The organism is Streptococcus sp. 'caviae', assembly GCF_001937065.1.
In the GTDB taxonomy this organism is placed as follows: Bacteria; Bacillota; Bacilli; order Lactobacillales; family Streptococcaceae; genus Streptococcus.
The window spans coordinates 127,857-146,800 of record NZ_MOWR01000001.1 but is presented as its reverse complement, the minus strand read 5'-3'; the positions used below and the strand labels follow the sequence as shown (position 1 = coordinate 146,800).

Here is an 18,944-nt window from a genome sequence, read left to right as displayed (position 1 = left end):
ATTGATTTCTCACCGATTTCTGATGCTAAGGTATTTCGAATGAACAGTTCCCTGTCAAGCAGACCGTCAAGTAATATAAAGATTAGTTAAGGGCCCCGCTCCTCATTTCAAGAGGAGCGAGGCCCTTGTGCTTCTCTTATGATAACGATGGTTGTTGTAAAAATAGATATAGTTGTCAATATCAGCAATTGGTCTTGTAGGTTTTGAGCTTGCAGTCCTCAGTCTTGAAATGTCCGAAAAGACTCTCAATCGGTGCAGGCTCAATATTTTTTTTAGAAAAACACTTTATAAAAATAGTGCTGCAATAAATATATATCGCAACTGCTTGTAAGTAAAACTTCCATCTTTTTTGTAAAAGAAATTAGAATAATTGGAAAATTTTTATTTGTTTTGGCTCTCTTTTCTAAATGTACTGGGGCTCTTACCGAAATATTTTTTAAAGGTTTTACTGAAAGCGAGAGGATCTGTAAAGCCTACAGAATTGGAAATTTCAGTAATGCTCAAGTCTGGATTTTCTAGTAAAGTTTTGCTTCTGTCCATTTTAATATGAAGGATATAATCTTTGATAGAGATATTAGTATTATCTTTAAAAATTTTGTAAAGATAACTTCTGCTAAGGTTCAGTTTTTTAGCAAGATCACTGACTCTAAGAGGTGTGCCATACTGAGAATGAATCATCTTTTTAACCTGTTTAATGTAAATTTTTGTCAATCGGTTATCCTCAGAGTCTGTTTTAGGAAATTCTTCGATAAGGGCAGCTAGAAGTTTATAGAGCTCGCCAATCATTGATAATTCCCCTATATCTGTCAAAGGCTGATCAGAAAACTGTATAATTTTTTTCATCTGTAAAAGTATCTTTGACATAAAACTTGAATGACCGTAAAAATTTTCTAAAAGGCTCGATTTTTTAAGAATCCTTTCTGCCTGAGAACCACTGAATCCTACCCAAATGTAATGCCAGGGTATTCGTGAATCTGCCTGATAAAAAGTAGTCACATCTTTGGGTAAAATAAAAATATCACCTGCTCTTAATTCAACTGTTTGCTTATTTATAGTAAATTGCCCTTTCCCTTCAAGAATAAAGTGAATGACGTAATTATCTCGAATGGCAGGGCCGAAAGAGTAGCCTTTGTCACATTTTTCTGAGCCATAATGGTCAATACTTAGATCAAAGTTGTTAATATCGAATTCATTATAAGTATTTAAAATATTCATATCATGACTCCTTATAGGAAACATTTTACCATATTTTAGAAACAAACACCTATTTTTAAAAGCGCTTACAAAATATATAATAAAAGAAATAAGAAAGGAGAGTTAAATGACTATTGTTATAAAAGACAACCTTTTTTACATACATACCAAAAGGTCATCGCTGATTATTGAAGAACGAAATGGTGACTTACTGTTAAAACATTTAGGCAGAAAAGTTGAGAACTATCATTTTTCAAATACAGTCTTTGAAAAGGATCACGCCTTCTCAGGAAATCCCAGTGCAGCTGATAGGAACTATAGTTATGATACACAAAGACAGGTATTTGGTGTTCATGGCTTTGGTGATTTTAGAACACCATCTTTAATCCTTCAGCATGATAATAATGATTTGACGCAGTTTAAATTTAAAAAAGCTAAGATCATTAAGGGAATTGTTAAGGTGCAGGGCTTGCCCAATCCGCATACAGAAGAAACTGCTGAGACTTTGGCTCTGGTTTTAGAAGATGATTTGGCAAAGCTGCGCATGATTATTTATTACACTGCTTATGATGATAGCAGTACGTTATCAACTTTTATCAGGTTTGAAAATCTATCTGATCAGCCGGTTGTTCTGCATCGGGCTTTGTCAGCCATGTTTGATTTGCCCGCCAGTAATTATGATGTGCTGACTTTGCAAGGAGCCTATGCCCGTGAAAAAACTGTACGCCGCCATCGGCTTGAACAGGGCTTCTTTAAAGTGAGTTCCAATCGAGGAGCTTCGGGTCATGCTCAAACTCCGGCTCTTATTTTAACAGAGCATGATAGTAATGAATCTTATGGAGAGGCTCTTGCTTTACAGTTAATCTACAGTGGAAATTTTCAAGCCTTTGTTCAGAAAAATCAACTAAATGAAGTTCGGTTGGGTATAGGATTAAATGATGATAATTTTTCATGGGAAGTGCGAGCGGCTGAGTGTTTTGAGACACCTGTAGCCTTAATAACTTATGCGAGTGATGGGCTGACGGATTTGACACAGGAAAGCCAGGATTTTATTAAGGATCATATTATTCCGAAAAATTTTGCTGCCCAAGAACGTCCTATTCTCATTAATAATTGGGAAGCAACCTACTTTGATTTTAATAAGGATAAGCTGTTGGAGTTGGCAGATGAAGCCAGTGAGCTGGGGATTGAATTATTTGTGCTTGATGATGGCTGGTTTGGCAATCGTTTTGATGATAATAGAGCGCTTGGTGATTGGTTTGTTAATGAAGAAAAACTAGGCGGTTCCCTTAAAGATTTTATTAAAGAAATTCATGCTAAAGGTCTGAAATTTGGTCTTTGGCTTGAGCCAGAGATGGTGTCGGTTGATAGTGACCTGTATAGATCCCATCCAGATTGGGTTATTCAGACAGACAAGCGAGAACATACCTATTCTCGTAATCAATTAGTTTTAAATTTAGCTAATCCTGATGTTGTTTCCCATGTAAAAAATATTATTGATAAGTTACTGACAGAACATGCGATTGATTATGTTAAATGGGATTACAATCGCAATATAACCAATATTGGCAATGGTAAAACTTACTTGGAAACCCAAATGCAGTCTCATGCTTATATGCTCGGTTTATATGACATTATTTCTTACTTAACGAAAAAGCATGATAAGGTTCTATTTGAATCCTGTTCTGGTGGTGGTGGTCGCAATGATTTAGGAATGATGACTTATTTTCCTCAAGTATGGCCAAGTGATAATACAGATGCTATTGCAAGACTACCCATACAGTATGGTTCCTCTTATCTTTACCCAACCATCTCTATGGGAGCCCATGTTTCAGCGGTTCCCAATCATCAGATGGGACGGCATACGCCTCTGGTAACGCGAGGACATGTTGCTATGATGGGAAATTTAGGATATGAATTGGATTTAACGATCTTAACAGCAAAAGAAAGGAGGATTGTTGCTAGTCAGATTAAGCAGTACAAAAAGATAAGGCCTGTTGTGCAATTCGGCAAGCTTTATCGTTTGATCAATCCTGAGGTTGGAGTAAATGAAGTAGCGGTGCAATATGTTTATGAGAATCAAGTACTTGTTACCTATGTTCGCATTCAATCAACAATAGAAACGATTGAGACAACTGTAAAACTAAAAGGACTGCAAGCAGATGCAACTTATCTTCTCACAGAAACTGGACAGGAATTTTCAGGTGCGGAATTAATGTATGCTGGTTTAACGGTTGATATGCCTCAGGGTGATTATTTGAGTAAACAATACTATTTTATTAAAAAGTAAAAGGAGACACTTATGAAATGGTATAAAAAGATTGTTTTATTAGGTGCTGTTGGTTTGGCAAGTGTCACACTGGCTGCATGTGGTAAAGGCAGGACATCGCAAACAAAGGCTGGTAAAGTTACGATTGAATATTTTAACCAGAAAAAGGAAATGGATGCTGCTTTAAAAGAAATCATTAAAGATTTTGAAAAAGAAAATCCTAAAATTCATGTTAAAATGACCAGTGTTCCAGATGCCGGTACAGTCTTGAAGACACGTGTCTTGGCAGGAGATGTGCCCGATGTCATTAATATTTATCCTCAAAATATGGACTTTCAAGAATGGGCAAAAGCAGGTTATTTTTATGATATGACTGGTAAAGCATATCTTAATAATTTAAAAAATCACTATGCCAATGAATATAAGATTAACAAAAAAGTTTATAGCGTTCCTTTGACAGCTAATGTTTCAGGGATTTATTATAATAAATCCAAATTTAAAGCATTGGGCTTAAAGGCTCCTGAAACTTGGGATGAGTTCGTTAAATTGGTAGAACAGATCAAGGCGAAGAAGGAAATACCATTTGCCCTAGCAGGAACAGAAGGATGGACCTTGAACGGTTACCATCAGTTATCCTTAATTTCAATTACTGGCAGTGCGGATGCCGCTAATAAGTATCTTCGTTTTTCACAGCCAAATTCGATTAAGACTAGTGATAAAGTTCTTAAAGAAGACATGACACGTCTTAATCTTTTAGCCGATGAGGGCAACCAGCAAAAAAATTGGAAAGGTGCTTCCTATAATGATGCCCTTGTGGCCTTTGCTAATGAAAAAGCTCTCATGACACCAAATGGTTCCTGGGCGTTGCCAGCCATTAAACAGCAAGATCCAAAATTTGAAATTGGCACTTTTGCTTTTCCGAGTAAAAAATCTGGAGATGGGATAACTGTCGGAGCTGGAGATTTAGCCCTATCTATTTCGGCTAAAACAAAGCACCCTAAAGAGGCTGAACAATTTATTAAATATATGACAACTGCTAAAGCTATGCAAAAATATTATGATGTTGATGGTTCACCAGTAGCAGTTAAGGGTGTTAAGGAAGATAAGAATTCACCTTTGCAGCCCCTGAATAAATTAGCCTTTACCGATAAGCATTATGTATGGTTAGGTCAGCATTGGAATAGCGAAGATGATTTCTTCACGACGACGACAAACTATCTAATGACCAAGAATGGTAAGGGGTTGGCCAATGATCTTAACGCTTTCTTTAATCCAATGAAAGCAGATGTTGATTAGGAGGGATAAGGAATGACTATCAGAAAATTTTTAAACAAATACTGGGGTTGGACATTTTTAATTGTTCCCCTTATCTTACAAGCTGTATTCTTTTATTTCCCTATGTTTCAAGGAGCTTTTTACAGTTTTACAAATTGGACTGGCTTGACCTATAATTTTGATTTTGTTGGCATCAATAATTATAAAATTTTGATGACTGATGGAAAATTTATGAAGGCTATTGGCTTTACTTTAATTTTGACTCTGGCCCTAATTGTTGGTGAAATTGTCCTTGGCATCCTTATCGCGCGTGCTCTCAATGCTAAAATAAAAGGAAAAACTTTTTTTAGAGCCTGGTTCTTCTTCCCAGCTGTTTTATCTGGCTTAACTGTATCTTTGATTTTTAAGCAAGTTTTTAATTATGGCCTCCCAGCAATCGGCAGTGCTTTAGGACTTAAATTTTTAGAAACAAGTATGTTGGGAACAGCGAACGGGGCTGTCATTGCTTCAATTTTCGTTCTTTTATGGCAAGGTGTCGCTATGCCTATCATTCTTTTTCTCTCAGGTCTTCAAAGTATTCCATCGGAAATTGTCGAAGCAGCAGCAATTGATGGTGCTGACAGCAGACAGACTTTTTGGTCAATCGAATTGCCTTACTTACTTCCAAGTATTTCCATGGTTTTCATCATGGCTTTGAAAGCAGGTTTAACAGCCTTTGACCAAATCTTTGCTTTAACGGGTGGTGGTCCAAATAATTCAACAACATCACTAGGTCTTTTGGTCTACAACTATGCCTTTAAGAGCAATCAGTATGGCTATGCTAATGCCATCGCTTTGATTCTATTTATTATCATTGGAATTGTTTCTGTACTGCAGATTAAACTCTCTAAGAAATTTGAAGTTTAAAGGAGACTAGAGTTATGAAAAAAGACGAAAAATTGAATTATTTTTGGAAATATGTTCTCTTGGCTGCTGGCGGTATTTTAATTCTGATTCCCCTTTTGGTCACTGTCTTTAGTTCTTTTAAGAAAACTAAGGATATTATGAATCATTTCTTTGCTTTTCCAAATCCCATCACTTTGGATAATTATAAGCGCTTGTTGGCTGATGGTGTTGGAGGATATTTTTGGAATTCAACAGTTATCACCATCTTATCAGTTCTAGTGGTTGTGCTCTTTATTCCTGCAGCAGCTTATTCCATTGCTCGTAACATGTCTAGAAGACGCGCCTTCAATATCATGTACAGTCTTTTGATTTTGGGAATTTTTGTTCCTTTCCAAGTTATTATGATTCCTATTACGGTTATGATGAGCAAATTGGGACTAGCTAATATGTGGGGGCTGATTATCCTTTACCTGACTTATGCTATTCCGCAGACCCTCTTTCTTTATGTTGGCTATATTAAATTAAGTGTGCCTGACAGTTTAGATGAAGCTGCCGAAATTGATGGTGCGGATAAATTTACAACTTATCGTAAAATTATTTTTCCTATGTTAAAACCAATGCATGCAACAACCTTGATTATTAATGCACTTTGGTTCTGGAATGACTTTATGCTGCCCTTGTTAATTCTTAACAAGGATTCAAGCATGTGGACGCTGCCACTTTTCCAATACAATTACAGCGGACAATACTTTAATGACTATGGCCCAAGTTTTGCCTCTTATATCGTGGGAATCATTACCATTACGATTGTCTACCTCATTTTCCAAAAACATATCATTGCTGGTATGAGTAATGGAGCGGTGAAATAAGGATACAGAGGGCGTATAGCGGGCACAGTGAAAATAGGGATTTAGACGAAAAACACGGACGTTCTAGGAAGAATTATCATTTTTGCCAAGTTTAGAGGTCGTCTCCAACTGTGTCTTGGCATTTACAAGGCCATAAATCATCGAAAATAAAACAAAGGAATTATTATGGGAATTCAGAATAAAACAATGTTAATCACTTACTCAGATAGCCTGGGTAAGAACCTAAAAGAATTAAAAGACAATCTGGAGCGCTATTTCGGTGCTGCTGTCGGCGGTGTGCATCTGCTGCCCTTCTTTCCTTCAACCGGCGACCGCGGTTTTGCACCGGTTGATTATGATGAGGTTGATCCTGCCTTCGGCGACTGGCATGACGTGAAAAAGCTGGGTGAAAAGTATTACCTCATGTTTGACTTTATGATCAATCACATTTCCCGTCAGTCGAAGTACTACAAGGATTATCAGGAAAAACATGAAGCCAGCGCCTATAAAGACTTATTTCTCAACTGGGATAAGTTTTGGCCTGACAAGCGTCCGACCCAGGCCGATGTGGATTTGATTTACAAGCGTAAAGACCGTGCGCCCAAACAAGAGATTCAATTTGCGGATGGCTCTGTTGAACATCTCTGGAACACCTTTGGCGAAGAACAAATTGACCTTGATGTAACCAAAGAAGTGACGATGGACTTTATTAAAAAGACCATCGAATACCTAGCCGCCAATGGCTGCGATCTCATTCGCTTGGACGCCTTTGCCTATGCGGTTAAAAAATTGGATACCAACGATTTCTTTGTGGAGCCAGAGATTTGGGAGCTGTTAGCTAAAGTGCGTGATATTGCAACTCAATCTGGGGTAGACATCTTGCCGGAAATTCATGAACATTATACCATCCAGTTTAAGATTGCCGATCATGACTATTATGTCTATGATTTTGCCCTTCCCATGGTGACACTCTATAGCCTGTATTCAGGCAAGGCTGACCGTCTGGCCAAGTGGCTTAAAATGAGTCCCATGAAACAGTTTACGACTCTTGATACCCATGACGGTATTGGCGTGGTGGACGTCAAGGATATTTTAACGGACGAGGAAATTACCTATACTTCAGACCAGCTCTATAAAGTTGGTGCCAATGTCAATCGCAAATATTCAACAGCTGAATACAATAATTTGGATATCTATCAAATCAATTCGACTTACTATTCAGCGCTCGGCGATGACGACAGAAAGTATTTTATCGCCCGTCTGATACAGGCCTTTGCGCCGGGGATTCCGCAGGTCTACTATGTTGGTTTCTTAGCTGGCAGGAATGATTTAGAACTGCTTGAACAGACCAAGGAAGGGCGTAATATCAACCGCCATTATTATACGAGTGAGGAAATCGCTCAGGAGGTTGAACGTCCCGTTGTTAAAGCCCTGCTCAAGCTGTTTACCTATCGCAATCAGTCAAAAGCCTTTGATTTAGAAGGCAGTATTGAAGTGGAGACGCCAAATGAGACAACCATTATCATTAAACGTCACAATAAAGCTGGCAGTCATCTGGCGCAAGCAGAGATTAATCTCAAAGACCTCACTTACAGTGTAACCGAAAATCATCAAACAGTAACCTTTGAATAATTAGGAGAGAGACTATGGTTGAATTAAATTTAAATCACATTTACAAAAAATATCCTAACAGCAGTCATTATTCTGTTGAAGATTTTGACTTGGACATTAAGGACAAGGAATTCATCGTCTTTGTCGGCCCGTCAGGCTGCGGAAAATCAACAACTCTTCGCATGGTTGCTGGTTTGGAAGACATCACTAAGGGGGAGTTAACGATTGATGGTGAAGTCGTCAATGACAAGGCTCCCAAGGACCGTGACATTGCCATGGTTTTTCAAAACTACGCCCTTTATCCGCACATGAGCGTTTATGACAACATGGCCTTTGGGCTCAAACTCCGCAAATATTCTAAAGACGCTATTGATCAGCGGGTGAAGGAAGCTGCGGAGATTCTCGGCTTGAGCGAGTTTCTTGAGCGCAAACCGGCAGACCTCTCAGGCGGTCAGCGCCAGCGGGTGGCCATGGGACGGGCTATTGTGCGGGATGCCAAGGTTTTTCTGATGGATGAGCCGCTCTCAAACCTCGATGCTAAGCTGCGGGTATCTATGCGGGCAGAGATTGCTAAGATTCACCGTCGTATTGGTGCCACAACCATCTATGTGACTCATGATCAGACTGAGGCCATGACCTTGGCTGACCGTATTGTCATCATGTCTTCCACCAAAAATGAAGACGGCTCAGGTACCATTGGCCGCGTAGAGCAGGTAGGAACGCCGCAGGAATTGTATAATCAGCCGGCCAATAAATTTGTGGCAGGCTTCATTGGCAGTCCGGCTATGAACTTCTTTGAGGTGACGATTGAGAATGGCTATCTGGTTAATAGTGAGGGGCTTCATATAGCGGTGACAGAGGGTCAGCTCAAGCTGCTTGAAGCCAAAGGTTATAAGAATAAGCAGGTTATTTTTGGCATTCGTCCGGAGGATATCTCCAGCAGCCTCTTGGTTCAGGAAACCTATCCAGATGCTAGCCTTGCTGCAGAGGTAGTGGTTTCTGAATTATTGGGTTCTGAAACCATGCTTTACCTCAAATTGGGTCAGACAGAATTTGCGGCACGGGTGGATGCCAGAGATTTCCATGAACCAGGTGAAAAGATTCAGCTGACCTTTAATGTGGCTAAGGGGCATTTCTTTGATGCAGAAACCAAGCAGGCCATTCGGTGAAAATAGAATTTTCTGATTATTGAGCAGAAAATCAATTTGTATTAATAATAAATAAAGGTAGTGATAAGATGAAAAAATATTGGTGGCACAAAGCAACTATTTATCAAATTTATCCTAAATCTTTTATGGATGCAAATGGTGATGGAGTTGGTGACCTTAAAGGAATCACGAGTAAGCTTGATTATTTGCAAAAATTAGGAATTACAGCTATTTGGCTTTCTCCGGTTTATGACAGTCCGATGGATGACAATGGCTATGATATTGCAGACTATGAAGCTATTGCTGATATTTTTGGCAGTATGGCAGATATGGATGAATTGCTGGCGCAAGCCAAAAAGCGCGGCATTAAAATTATCATGGATTTGGTAGTTAATCACACCTCAGATGAACATGCTTGGTTTATAGAAGCGCGTGACAATCCTAATAGCTCAGAACGTGATTTCTACATTTGGCGGGATCAGCCAAACGATTTAGAATCTGTTTTCAGTGGTTCTGCTTGGCAGTATGATGATAAGTCCGGTCAATATTATTTGCACTTCTTTAGTAAAAAGCAGCCAGATCTCAACTGGGAAAACAAAGCCTTGCGCCAGAAGATTTATGATATGATGAATTTTTGGATTGATAAAGGAATTGGCGGTTTTCGCATGGATGTTATTGATATGATTGGAAAAATTCCTGATCAACATATTGTCAATAATGGTCCGAAATTGCATGATTATCTTAAGGAAATGAATGCTGCCAGTTTTGGTCAGCATGATCTGTTGACAGTTGGGGAAACTTGGGGAGCGACACCTGAAATTGCTAAACAATACTCAAATCCGGATCATCATGAACTCTCTATGGTCTTTCAATTTGAACATATCGGTCTTCAGCATAAACCTAATGCTCCTAAATGGGACTATGAAAAAGAATTGAATGTTCCAGCTCTTAAAGCTGTTTTTAGCAAGTGGCAGACGGAGTTAGAATTAGGACAAGGCTGGAATTCACTTTTTTGGAATAATCATGACCTGCCTCGAGTGCTTTCTATTTGGGGCGATACAGGAAAATATCGTGAGAAATCTGCTAAGGCACTGGCTATTCTCCTCCATCTCATGCGTGGTACGCCTTATATTTACCAAGGCGAAGAAATTGGTATGACCAACTATCCCTTCAAAGATTTGACGGAAGTAGATGATATTGAGTCCCTTAATTATGCTAAAGAAGCTCTTCAAAAAGGCAGAAGTGAAGCAGAAGTTATGGACAGTATCCGCATGATTGGCCGTGATAATGCCAGAACACCTATGCAGTGGGATGCTTCACAAAATGCTGGCTTTTCCAAAGCAAATGAAACGTGGTTAGCAGTTAACCCAAATTATAAAAAAATTAATGTCGAAACAGCTTTAGAAAATCCAAATTCAATTTTTTATACTTATCAAAAACTAGTGCAGCTTCGCAAGGAGAAGGATTGGTTAGTTGATGCTGATTTTGAATTACTTGATACAGCAGACAAGGTCTTTGCCTATTTACGGCAGACCGCCGAAGAAACTTACCTTATTGTTGTCAATTTTTCCGATCAAGAACAAATTTTCGAGACATCTGCCACCTATCAAGAAACACTTATTAGCAATACAAATGAAAGCGCAGCTCTTGTTCATCACAAACTGCAGCCTTGGGATGCCTTTTGTATCAAAGTTCGGTAACTTAAAATTAAAAAAGGAAACGATTAAACCATCAGTCGTTTCCTTTTTAGTTTTACATGATATAATATCACATCAATTTTTTCTTATACTCAATTACAGCTGTTCTTGTTTTATAAAAGTTTAAATTAAAGTCTTGGCGCCCCATGTTATAAGCTGCTGTCTCTTAGTGTCAGTTGGGTTGCTAATCTGGTCATGCTTGGAATGACATCAAGGTTAAGGAGCTGTCTGTTAAGGACATCGACAGCAGTACGTCCCATTTCTTCAGTAAAAACAGTAACGCTTGACAGCGTCGGAAAAACTTGCTGTGTCAGCGGAGTATCATTAAATGAAATCAGACTGACACGGTCTGGGACTCTGATGTTAGCTTCTTGAAGAGCGCGTAGAGCGCCGATAGCAAGGGAATCATTAGCAACAAAGAAAGCTTGTGGCAGATCCTCTCCTAACTCTGCGATGGCTCTTTTCATCAGCTTATAGCCTGATGTTGTAGAGAAAGGACCAATATAGATATGATTAGGCTCATAAAGACCATGTTCAGAAGCATAATTTTTATAGGTACGAAAACGCTGATCAACGAGAATTTCTTTTCCATCAGTTGTGTGTTCTTCACCGGCAATCATCCCGATTTTCGTAAAGCCTTGGTCCATAAAGTAATCAAGCACTTTGATAACCGCATTATCAAAATCAGTTGTTACACAAGGATGTCCGGCATTGAGCGTATCGCTGTCAACAAAAACCAGTTTGTCAGATAAGTTTTCCAGCTCTGTGATTTGATGGGTGCTGAACTTGCCAATAGCAATCAAACCGACGATATCTTTAGGTAAATCTAAGCTTTCGTTGTTGAAGGAACGGACAATATCGTAACCCATTTCCTGAGCTCGTTTTTCAATCCCTAAACGGATAGCATAGTAGTAGAGGTCGTTAAGCTCTTCTTCTTGACTATACCATTGCACAATAGCAATCTTTTGTCTCGTTTGAGGGGAGTTAGTGGTTTTTAAATGCTTTTGATAAGCAAGCTCGTTAGCAATGGTTAAAATGCGATGTCTGGTTTCCTGGCTGACAGACAGCGTTTTATCCTTGTTTAAAACTCTGGAAACAGTTGCTTGGGACACATTTGCCAGCTTTGCGATATCTTTCAGTGTTGCCATAAAAATTACCTCTTTTTTAAAGTATAACACAGAAGAGATGTTTAGTAAAATTTTAGTAAAAATATTGACTAGTCTTTGCTGAGGCTGTAAAATGAAAGCAAAGTAATCACAAAGGAGACCCTCATGAAAGTTACAGAATTAAAAGAAGCCTTCACAGCAGTGTTTGGCGCTGAAGCAGATGCAACCTTCTTCTCACCAGGACGCATCAATTTGATTGGTGAACATACGGACTACAATGGAGGTCATGTGTTCCCAGCGGCTATCACACTTGGAACGCATGGTGCTGCTCGCAAACGTGATGATAAGAAACTTCGTTTTTATTCAGCAAACTTTGATGATTTAGGCATTATTGAGGTTGATCTTAGTCATCTTGTCTTTGATAAAAAAGACAGCTGGACGAATTATCCAAAAGGTGTCATCAAATTCTTGCAAGAAGCTGGATATACGATTGATACTGGTTTTGACCTTTATGTCAATGGTAATATTCCAAATGGTTCTGGTTTGTCATCATCAGCTTCGCTAGAGCTCTTAGTCGGAATTGTTGCTGAAGAATTATTTGCCCTCAAATTAAACCGTCTTGATTTGGTAAAAATTGGTAAACAAACGGAAAATGAATTTATCGGCGTCAATTCAGGAATCATGGACCAATTTGCCATTGGTATGGGAGCAGACAAGCAAGCTATTTACCTTGATACCAACACATTAGAATACAACCTTGTCCCACTTGATTTAGGTGACAATGTTATTGTTATCATGAATACCAATAAACGTCGTGAATTGGCAGATTCAAAATACAATGAACGTCGTGCCGAATGTGAAAAAGCAGTTGAAGAATTGAATCAAGAGCTTGCTATCAAGACACTTGGTGAGCTTGATTTGCAAGCTTTTGATGAATACAGTTACCTCATTAAAGATGACAATCGTCTCAAACGTGCTCGCCACGCTGTTTGGGAAAATCAACGTACTCTTCAAGCCAAAGAAGCTTTGATTGCGGGTGAACTTGAAAAATTTGGTCGTTTGGTCAATGCCTCGCATGTATCACTTGAGCATGATTATGAAGTGACCGGTATCGAGCTTGATACCCTTGCTCACACCGCTTGGCAGCAAGAAGGTGTCCTTGGAGCTCGTATGACAGGAGCGGGCTTTGGTGGTTGCGGTATTGCCATTGTCGCTAAAGACAAAGTTGATGAATTCACTCAAAATGTTGGCAATGTTTACACAGAAACAATTGGCTATGCGCCAGCTTTCTACATTGCTGAAATTGCAGGTGGTTCACGTGTTCTCTCAAGGAAGTAAGATTATGGCAGCATTAGTAGATACTTTTGTCGCTAAAGTCATTGCAGTTAGCGACTACACAGAAGATGATATTTTTTACTTGCGTAATCGTATCCTTGCCCTTGTTGGCGAGGAAGGGAGCCAGCATGAAACGAAGCGAACAGATCTTATTGCTCTCAAAGATGAACTGGTTGACTTAGCCGTGCAAAATGGCAAGGTTGGTGAATTGGCGGCTGAAAAGGATTGTTTGGGTGCTGAGCTAATGAATTTTATCACGCCTGTCCCAAGTCAGGTGAACCGTAAATTCTGGGATACTTATGCAAAATCACCCCGGCAAGCTATCGCAGATTTTTACGCCCTCAGCAAACGCAACGATTATATAAAAGTTGCCGCAATTGCAAAAAATATTGCCTTTACAACTTCATCACAATATGGCGATATTCAAATCACAATCAATTTATCAAAACCTGAAAAAGATCCCAAAGCCATCGCACAAGCTAAACTTGTCAAAACTTCTTCATACCCAAAATGCCAACTTTGCATGGAAAATGAAGGTTACCAAGGCAGAATTAACCACCCTGCTCGCGCCAACCACCGCATTATCCGTATGAATTTGGGTGATAGGAAATGGGGCTTCCAGTATTCGCCTTATGCTTATTTCAATGAGCACTGCATTTTCCTCGACATTCAGCATGTGCCAATGGTTATTAACAAGGATACTTTTGCGCAGTTAGTAGACATTGTGGACATGTTCCCAGGGTATTTTGCAGGGTCGAACTCTGATTTGCCGATTGTTGGCGGGTCAATTTTGACACACAATCATTATCAAGGTGGTCGTCAGGTTTTTCCTATGGAAATAGCAGAGCTAGACCGTGAGTTTCAGTTCAAAGGTTTTTCTGATGTGACAGCTGGTATTGTTAATTGGCCAATGTCAGTTATCAGACTGCGCAGTGAAGACAAATATCGTTTAGTTGAATTGGCTGAAAAAATTCGTTTGGCTTGGCGTGATTATTCCGATGCCAGTGTTGACGTTGTCGCTTATACAGGAGACACACCGCATCACACTGTGACACCAATTGCTCGTAAACGTGACGGAGTTTTTGAACTGGATATCGTCCTTCGTGACAATCACACGACAGCTGAATTTCCTGATGGTGTTTACCATCCGCACGCTGATGTGCAGCATATCAAGAAAGAAAATATCGGTCTGATTGAGGTTATGGGCTTGGCTATTTTGCCGCCAAGGTTAAAAGATGAACTGATAGAAGTTGGAAAATACCTCCTGAACCAGTATAATAAGATAGCGAACTATCACAAGGATTGGGCGGATGCCATCAAGGCTAGCCATCCAGAAGTCAATAAAGAAACTGTTTCAGAAATCGTCAGACAGGCTGTCGGGCAAACCTTTGTCCGTGTTTTAGAAGACGCAGGTGTTTACAAACGAGATAAAGAAGGTCAAGCTGCCTTTATGCGTTTTGTGGACAGCGTGGGATTAGAATAGGAGAAATAAATGTCAATTTTAGTGCTTGGTGGGGCTGGTTACATCGGTTCTCACATGGTTGACCGTTTGGTTGAAAAAGGTGAAGAAAAGGTTGTTGTGGTTGATAGTTTGGTGACAGGACACCGTGCTGCGGTTCACCCTGATGCGACATTCTATCAAGGCGACCTGACTGACCCAGATTTTATGCGTAAAGTCTTTGCAGCAAATCCAGATATAGATGCGGTCATTCACTTTGCGGCTTACTCATTGGTTGCCGAATCAATGGAAAACCCCTTAAAATACTTTGATAACAATACAGCTGGTATGGTTAAATTGCTTAAAGTGATGAATGAATTTGGTGTGAAGTACATTGTTTTCTCATCAACAGCAGCAACTTATGGCATTCCAGATGAAATTCCAATCAAAGAAACAACGCCGCAACGTCCAATCAATCCCTATGGTGAAAGTAAACTTATGATGGAAACCATCATGAAATGGTCTGACCAAGCTTATGGTATTAAATTTGTACCGCTTCGCTATTTCAACGTAGCTGGTGCTAAGCCAGATGGCTCAATCGGTGAAGACCATGGACCAGAAACACATTTGTTACCAATTATTTTACAAGTAGCACAAGGTGTGCGTGAAAAAATCATGATTTTTGGTAATGATTACAACACGCCGGATGGCACTAATATCCGTGATTATGTGCACCCGTTTGACCTAGCAGATGCGCATTTGCTTGCGGTAAAATACTTGCGTAAAGGTAATCCGTCGACGGCATTTAATCTGGGTTCTTCAACAGGATTTTCAAATCTTCAAATTCTCGAAGCCGCTCGTAAAGTGACTGGCAAAGAAATTCCAGCAGAACTTGCTGACCGTCGCCCTGGAGACCCAGATACTTTGATTGCGTCATCTGACAAAGCGCGTGAGATCCTTGGTTGGGAACCACAATTTGACGACATTGAAAAAATTATTGCTTCGGCATGGGCATGGCATTCTAGCCATCCAAAAGGGTATGATGACAGAAAATAAATTGGCCATTTTTTGCTAGTCATCTTTGCAATTGAACGAGCACAGAGAATTTTTTATATTTAATAGGGCTGGGCATATTTGTGTCCCAGTCTTTCCTTGTTATCAATTAGTAATGGAAAAAGTTCTTTTTCTTAAAAAGTTTGAAATAATTATTCGATATGATGTTATTACTACTAAAAGGAGAAGATAGGAATAGTTATGAAAAATCATTTTTTTAAAAAAGCAGCCTTTACTGTTGCAGCTACGGCAGCAACAGTTGTTTTAGGAAATGAAATAACGAGTGCAGACACGTATACCCTTCAAGAGGGCGATTCTTTTTTCAGTGTTGCCCAAAAGTACAATATGGATGCCTATGAATTGGCAGCACTTAACGGAAAAGAAATTACCAGTCTCATTTTGCCGGGACAGACCTTAACGGTCAACAGTCCTGCAGCACCTGCAGATACTAGCCAGACACAGGCACCAGCTGCAGCTCCCGCAGAAGCAGCACCGGCAGAAGATGGCAATACCTATCCCGTTGGCCAATGTACCTGGGGAGTAAAAGAAGTCGCATCTTGGGCCGGCGATTGGTGGGGCAATGGCGGTGACTGGGCTGCCAGCGCAGCAGCACAGGGTTACAGTGTCGGCAATACTCCGGCAGTTGGCTCAATTATATGCTGGACAGATGGCGGTTACGGGCATGTTGCTTATGTAACAGCTGTTGGTGAAGATGGCAGAATTCAAGTTCTGGAATCAAATTATAAAGATCAGCAGTGGCTTGATAACTACCGCGGCTGGTTCGATCCAAATAACAGTGGTACACCTGGCACTGTCAGCTATATTTATGCGAATTAATCATTATTAAAAAGATCCAAGGCAATTCGAAGCTGCTGTGCGGCTAAGAAGGGCTTGGATCTTTTATTGTTATAAAAGTAAAAAAACGAGGCCGGTAGGTCTCGTTTTAAATTTTAGTGTTTGTCAGGAGTTAAAATCATAGGAATGATAATAGGTTCGCGCTCGGTCTTTTCATAGAGATATGGTCTGAGTGCATTGACAATAGCTCCGTTGACTGACTGAATGCTGGCTTCTTTATTTTTCAGAGCGATGCGAATAGCATTGAAAAGAATTCGCTGGCTGCTGCGAATGAGGTCGCCGGATTCCCGCATATAGATAAAGCCGCGGCTGAGAATATCCGGACCGGCCAGAATCATTTTAGTTTTGAAATCAACAGTGGCTACGGCCAAAACAACACCGTCCTCAGAAAGATCGCGGCGATCGCGCAGGACAGCTGCACCGATATCACCGATACCGTTTCCGTCAACGTAAATGTCCTGAGCATTGAAATGCCCGGCTCTTCTGGCAGAGTTTTTAGTTAAGGCCAGAACATCACCATTTTCCATGATGAAGATGTTATCCTTAGGAACCCCCGTATCAATAGCCAGTCCAGCATGGACTTTTTGCATACGGTATTCACCGTGAACAGGCATGAAGAATTTTGGCTTGATTAGGCGCAGCATCAGTTTTTGTTCCTGCTGGCCGCCGTGTCCGGATGTATGGATATTGTTGACCTTGCCGTGAATGACCTCAACGCCGGCTTCCTGAATGGTATTAATCAGCTTATTGACGCTGGTTGTGTTACCGGGAATGGGACTGGATGAGAAAATGACAGTGTCACCGGGCTGCAGCTGAACTTGCCTGTGTGTGCCGTTAGCAATCCTAGACAAGGCTGCCATAGATTCTCCCTGGCTTCCTGTACACATAATCATAATGTCACCGGCATGGTATTCTTTGATTTCGTTAGGCTCGATAAAGGTTCCTTTAGGCACCTTTATGTAACCCAGTTCAATACCGTTGGCAATGGCTTTTTCCATGGAGCGGCCAAAAACAGCGATTTTGCGTCCTGTTTTTACAGCTGCTTCGGCAGCTTGCTGCAGACGGAAAATATTGGAGGCAAAGGAGGCAAAAATAATCCGCCCGTGAATGCCTTCAATAATATTCATAATAGACTGTCCGACAACTTTTTCGGAATTGGTAAAGGTCGGAATTTCGGCATTGGTCGAGTCTGACAAAAGACAGAGTACGCCATCTTCGCCAAGAGCAGCCATGCGGTGAAGATCGGCCGGTTCACCAACCGGCGTGAAGTCAAATTTGAAGTCTCCGGTACAGACAATTTTTCCTTGAGGCGTGTGAATAACAACTCCCAAGGGCTCTGGTATAGAGTGAGTGGTTCTAAAGAAAGTGACGCTGAGGTTTTTAAAGGTCAGCTCAGTATTATGGTTAATTTCGTATAATTTTGCATCGCGCAAAAGACCGTGCTCTTCCAATTTACCGCGAATAAGAGCCAAGGCCAAAGGACCTGCATAAATAGGAATATTGACCTGCTTCAAAAGAAAAGGAATGCCGCCGATATGGTCTTCGTGACCGTGTGTAATGACGAGCGCCTTGATGCGGTCAATATTGTCCACAATATAAGAATAATCTGGGATGACATAGTCAATGCCAAGGAGATCATCTTCAGGAAATTTAATCCCGGCATCAACAATGATAATCTCATCTTGGTATTCAATGCCATAAGTATTTTTACCGATTTCTCCCAGTCCGCCAATAGCATAAACACCGACTTCTTCGGCTTTTAAATTAATATTTGCCATTTTAGAACTCCGTTAGTTCAAAGGCACCTGTTTCTTTTTCGTATTCCAGGTGTCTGTCTGAGAGAAGTTCGATAAATTCAATATTGTAAGCTGTTTTTTCTTCAACTATTTGGCGGGCTTTGATGCGTCCTTCAAGTTCATCGTTAGCATCAACATCGAGATAGAGAGCTTTTGTCTGTTCGCGGCGCGGACTGCGGTCTTGGGTTTCTTGATAGAAAACTTTGTAAATCATTTTATTCCTTTCTGTTATATCATGATTAATCCAAACTACAAAAAATCGGTCAAATATAAGACCTCGCTATATTTGACAGGAAACTATGAAATTTTTATGAGTAATAGGTTTAACCTTGATTCGTTGCAATTATTAAGATTATACCATAATTTAAGAAGTTAGTAAAAGCATTAGGATAAAATTCTCAATCCATCAGATGTTTAGTCTAACTGTTGAGGTG

15 protein-coding genes and 1 pseudogene are annotated in these 18,944 nt (G+C 40.1%); 11 read left to right on the top strand and 5 right to left on the bottom strand.

Annotated elements, in window-relative coordinates; all coding sequences use genetic code 11:
• Window positions 1-82 precede the first annotated feature (82 nt).
• Window positions 83-271, bottom strand: a pseudogene (locus BMI76_RS10830) (IS3 family transposase); the annotation flags it as partial.
• 110 nt (window positions 272-381) lie between these two features.
• Window positions 382-1,215: an AraC family transcriptional regulator gene (locus BMI76_RS00780; RefSeq protein ID WP_075345732.1), complete on the bottom strand. Its 834-nt coding sequence runs from the start codon at window positions 1,213-1,215 to the stop codon at window positions 382-384.
• 106 nt (window positions 1,216-1,321) lie between these two features.
• Between BMI76_RS00780 and BMI76_RS00775 the strand changes: the two genes are divergently transcribed.
• The 7 genes from BMI76_RS00775 (at window position 1,322) to dexB (ending at window position 10,930) form a co-directional block, all read left to right on the top strand.
• Window positions 1,322-3,484: an alpha-galactosidase gene (locus tag BMI76_RS00775; RefSeq protein ID WP_075345731.1), complete on the top strand. Its 2,163-nt coding sequence runs from the start codon at window positions 1,322-1,324 to the stop codon at window positions 3,482-3,484.
• Window positions 3,485-3,496: 12 nt separating this feature from the next.
• Complete coding sequence (locus tag BMI76_RS00770) at window positions 3,497-4,759, top strand: extracellular solute-binding protein (protein ID WP_075345730.1); 1,263 nt, start codon at window positions 3,497-3,499, stop codon at window positions 4,757-4,759.
• 12 nt (window positions 4,760-4,771) lie between these two features.
• The gene (locus tag BMI76_RS00765) at window positions 4,772-5,644 is read left to right on the top strand and encodes a carbohydrate ABC transporter permease (protein ID WP_075345729.1); all 873 of its coding nucleotides are present in this window, start codon (window positions 4,772-4,774) and stop codon (window positions 5,642-5,644) included.
• Between the two features lie 14 nt (window positions 5,645-5,658).
• Window positions 5,659-6,492: a carbohydrate ABC transporter permease gene (locus tag BMI76_RS00760; protein ID WP_075345728.1), complete on the top strand. Its 834-nt coding sequence runs from the start codon at window positions 5,659-5,661 to the stop codon at window positions 6,490-6,492.
• Window positions 6,493-6,657: 165 nt separating this feature from the next.
• Entirely contained in the window at window positions 6,658-8,103 is a 1,446-nt protein-coding gene (gene gtfA / locus BMI76_RS00755) for a sucrose phosphorylase (RefSeq protein ID WP_075345727.1), read from the top strand.
• Between the two features lie 14 nt (window positions 8,104-8,117).
• Complete coding sequence (locus BMI76_RS00750; protein ID WP_075345726.1) at window positions 8,118-9,251, top strand: ABC transporter ATP-binding protein; 1,134 nt, start codon at window positions 8,118-8,120, stop codon at window positions 9,249-9,251.
• 68 nt (window positions 9,252-9,319) lie between these two features.
• Complete coding sequence (gene dexB / locus BMI76_RS00745; RefSeq protein WP_075345725.1) at window positions 9,320-10,930, top strand: glucan 1,6-alpha-glucosidase DexB; 1,611 nt, start codon at window positions 9,320-9,322, stop codon at window positions 10,928-10,930.
• Between the two features lie 146 nt (window positions 10,931-11,076).
• On the opposite strand, the gene BMI76_RS00740 is transcribed toward dexB, so the two are convergent.
• A complete protein-coding gene (locus BMI76_RS00740) occupies window positions 11,077-12,075 on the bottom strand; it encodes a LacI family DNA-binding transcriptional regulator (RefSeq protein WP_075345724.1) in 999 nt (332 codons plus the stop codon).
• Window positions 12,076-12,198: 123 nt separating this feature from the next.
• Between BMI76_RS00740 and BMI76_RS00735 the strand changes: the two genes are divergently transcribed.
• From BMI76_RS00735 to BMI76_RS00720, 4 genes are all read left to right on the top strand, one after another.
• The gene (locus BMI76_RS00735) at window positions 12,199-13,371 is read left to right on the top strand and encodes a galactokinase (protein ID WP_075345723.1); all 1,173 of its coding nucleotides are present in this window, start codon (window positions 12,199-12,201) and stop codon (window positions 13,369-13,371) included.
• A 4-nt stretch (window positions 13,372-13,375) separates the two neighbouring features.
• Window positions 13,376-14,851, top strand: a complete 1,476-nt coding sequence (gene galT / locus BMI76_RS00730; RefSeq protein ID WP_075345722.1) for a UDP-glucose--hexose-1-phosphate uridylyltransferase — start codon at window positions 13,376-13,378, stop codon at window positions 14,849-14,851.
• Window positions 14,852-14,860: 9 nt separating this feature from the next.
• Window positions 14,861-15,862: a UDP-glucose 4-epimerase GalE gene (gene galE / locus BMI76_RS00725; RefSeq protein WP_075345721.1), complete on the top strand. Its 1,002-nt coding sequence runs from the start codon at window positions 14,861-14,863 to the stop codon at window positions 15,860-15,862.
• A 198-nt stretch (window positions 15,863-16,060) separates the two neighbouring features.
• The gene (locus BMI76_RS00720) at window positions 16,061-16,696 is read left to right on the top strand and encodes a CHAP domain-containing protein (protein ID WP_075345720.1); all 636 of its coding nucleotides are present in this window, start codon (window positions 16,061-16,063) and stop codon (window positions 16,694-16,696) included.
• Window positions 16,697-16,809: 113 nt separating this feature from the next.
• Here BMI76_RS00720 and rnjA read toward each other — a convergent pair whose 3' ends face one another.
• A complete protein-coding gene (rnjA, locus tag BMI76_RS00715; protein WP_075345719.1) occupies window positions 16,810-18,492 on the bottom strand; it encodes a ribonuclease J1 in 1,683 nt (560 codons plus the stop codon).
• Window position 18,493: 1 nt separating this feature from the next.
• Window positions 18,494-18,724 (bottom strand): DNA-dependent RNA polymerase subunit epsilon, encoded by a 231-nt coding sequence (locus BMI76_RS00710; RefSeq protein ID WP_075345718.1) that lies wholly within the window; start codon window positions 18,722-18,724, stop codon window positions 18,494-18,496.
• Between the last annotated feature and the right edge of the window lie 220 nt (window positions 18,725-18,944).